Source organism: Bacillus sp. AFS059628, from assembly GCF_002571225.1.
In the GTDB taxonomy this organism is placed as follows: domain Bacteria; phylum Bacillota; class Bacilli; order Bacillales; family Bacillaceae_G; genus Bacillus_A.
This window is the reverse complement of record NZ_NVEC01000146.1, coordinates 1-2,917: the sequence shown is the minus strand read 5'-3', so window position 1 is coordinate 2,917 and position 2,917 is coordinate 1. Positions and strand designations below refer to the sequence as shown.

Sequence of the window (2,917 nt, the reverse complement as noted above, 5' to 3'; positions counted from 1 at the left end):
TTCATTGGGTCACTTCACTTCGTATGCAAACTCAAGAGGTGTTTTTTCTTAATACTGCAGCTATTTTCTAGTACACAATAACTGGATCATACGTATTCAAACTATCATATACAGTTTTTGCAACGTTAGGCATAAGGTTTACACACCCACCAGATCCACCTGTTAAATAGGCGTTATTTCCCCAGTCTTTTCGCCAGCCAGCATCATGGAATCCTTGACCGCTATTTGTGAATGGAACCCAGTAATCTACTTTCACTGCATAATCAGCTTTCCCTACTGCGTTTCCTCTCAGCGTGTATGGAGTTCGTTTATATAATACGTACCATACACCTGGTGATGTATCTTCACTCGTGCTATGTTTACCCGTTACTACATTTGTTGTGACAACTAATTTCCCATCTTTGTAAATCCAAATTTGTTGATCTGCAATGGACACTTCTGCATATGTGTCTCCGATGCCATTATTCGATGTTATTTTATAACCGATCCCTTCCTTCTCCCAACCATTCCCGTGAATATTAGAAGCAGAAAGTGATTTTTCGCCTTTCTCAAAAGCTTGTTGAACTTGTTTTGTTTCTTTTTCCACATCTAGTGCCCAGCCGTATCCTTGTCCCTTTACTGAAATAACCGAACCAGAATGTGTTTTAAAAGCGAAGTCTTTATGTAATGTAGATTTTGCCTTATTAATTTCAGCGACTTTATTCTTAATGTCGCTCGCATCGATTGTTACTTTCATATCCTTTGACATAGTAGCATTTTGAATTAAATCTTTTGCTTTTAATGAATACACTTCATCCTGCACTTTATAATCAACAGACTGCGCAAGAAGATTTTGTAATGCTTTCTCTTCTTTTTTGATGATTGGATCATCTTCTTTAATAGGTTGTATGTATGCGGACTTTAGATGAATTTCGCTTTTATGCTTCTGTTTATCGTAATCTTTTAATAGATTCGTTACGTCATACTGTTTTCCATCAACGCTCTTCGAAATAACAACTTTCCCTTGTTCAAGCTTCGCCATAGCATCTTGAGGTGCTTTTAATTTTTCATTCATAGAAACAAGCTTTTCTTCTACAAGTTTTTTCATCGTTTCACTACGATACTGATCTACTTCTTTCGGTAGCAATGAATAATCTTTTTCCTTTGCAGAAGGGAAAAATGTCCACTGGCTTTTTAATAGTTTCTTAACTTGTGGCAAATCTTTTTCCGTCAGTTCCGTTTTTGTATCTTGTTCATCTAAAATTTCTTGTTGATCAATATAGACTTTATTTGCTAGCCCAGACGTCTTTAATTTCTGTATTGCCTGATCAGCGCTCAAACCACCAACATTTGTATCGTTAATTGTAACATTTGAATTGAAGTGAGTTGCTTGATAATAACTCAATCCCCCAATAAGTAGTGCAATTACACCGCCACCCGCAGCGATTAGCTTCCAGTTTGTAAAACGTTTTTTTGATCTTACCCGTTTTTTCTCAACTTCTTCAACAGATTCATTTACTGAATTATTGTTCATCAATCTTTCCCCCGTATACATAAACGTCAATTGATTTTAAACCAAAACCATTGATTAGTGTACCTTATTTTTCCTGAAATTTCATTGTTTTTAACAAAGTTTTATTCCATTTAATCGATTAAAGTTAGATTTTTTAATAGAAAGATATATAAACATGGTAGATAAAGTGAAAAAAGACCACACCAATCGAGTTATTACATGCCTCCGCATTCCCCGAATTTTGAAGGATGATATTTAACTTAGTAAAATAATTTTCAGAAGGTTTAAGTTAAAGACAAGCAACATAGAATGCCTCCTATTTATGAAAAATATCCACAAAAAAGGTTCTACATGTAGACTCCTTTTGGTGAATATTTTATTAATTTAAATGCGAACTATGCAGCCCGCTTTTCACCAAGTTTCACAAACTCTACTATCGGCCTAACTAATTTCATCTTATAATCTTTATGATCAACAATTTCAAGATTCTTTAAACTATTATATATGTTTGTACCACGCTTTATTGATACGTTTAATCTTTACAGGTGTTGAAGTTTTAGACTCATCCTTTGTTGCAACCCTATTATTAGAGCATCCTGCAATAGTGAGGCAGCATGTAGTCAATACAACCAATAATATTATTTTTTTCAAATAGCCACTCCTATATAAACGAAATATTATATTAAGAAAATTAAACATAACATCGAATCTTTCTAAAAACAATATATTTCCTCGGTTTATTATTCATTGACGGATTAATGGACACATTAATCCGCATATAAAGTGAAACTTTCATCANNCCAATCGGGCTTTTACGGGCAGCCCGACCCCCACCTAACTTCTTTGCTTCCGCTAAATTTTGAGGTGGGGGTCTTACTGCCCGTTAATGCGGGATAAACGTAAAACCTCATGCACATCAAGTCCATTTTATCCGATTCTCAATATTTATTCCAATATAAATATATAGCTATAATTATTGAAAACTAATTATCTCCCAAAATGAAAAATCCGAACTGAATTCCTATAACCCTATATACGTTTATTCACCTAACTTCTCCCCTGTAACAATCCGAAACAAAGTGGCTGCATACTTTCCTTCTAATTGAGCGTACCGATTATCCCCCGCCTTAATTTCTATTTTATCCTTATTCGTGCTTATCCAAATTTGATACAAAACAACTTTCGCCTCTTGCATATTAGCTTCCGCTGTTATAGCAATAATACTATCAGTTATCTCTTTGGGGAGCCGAGCTGAGAAGAAAATTTTAGCCATTATCGGTTTATGTTTTACTCTATTTAACACCGCAATTATTTTATTTTTCCTTTGGTTTGGTTACCATTTCACTTAAGTGAAATATAAAGTGAAACTTTAATCAGTGGGGGTTTTCTTCATCCCCCACTGATTATTAGTTGAACCAATCGGAC

Annotated in this window: 1 protein-coding gene and 1 pseudogene; one reads left to right on the top strand and one right to left on the bottom strand. The window is 34.6% G+C overall.

Annotation, left to right across the window (positions count from 1 at the left end; translation table 11 throughout):
* Nucleotides 1-67: 67 nt before the first annotated feature.
* Nucleotides 68-1,513, bottom strand: coding sequence for a L,D-transpeptidase family protein (locus COL05_RS30475; protein ID WP_098671321.1), 1,446 nt, complete (start codon nt 1,511-1,513; stop codon nt 68-70).
* Between the two features lie 1,148 nt (nt 1,514-2,661).
* On the opposite strand from COL05_RS30475, the pseudogene COL05_RS32425 reads away from it, so the two are divergent.
* Nucleotides 2,662-2,841: pseudogene (locus COL05_RS32425) on the top strand (hypothetical protein); the annotation flags it as partial.
* Between the last annotated feature and the right edge of the window lie 76 nt (nt 2,842-2,917).

Excerpts from the sequence above, each read along its gene's own strand:
- COL05_RS30475 (WP_098671321.1), bottom strand. The coding sequence starts at position 1,513 with ATGAACAATAATTCAGTAAATGAATCTGTTGAAGAAGTTGAGAAAAAA.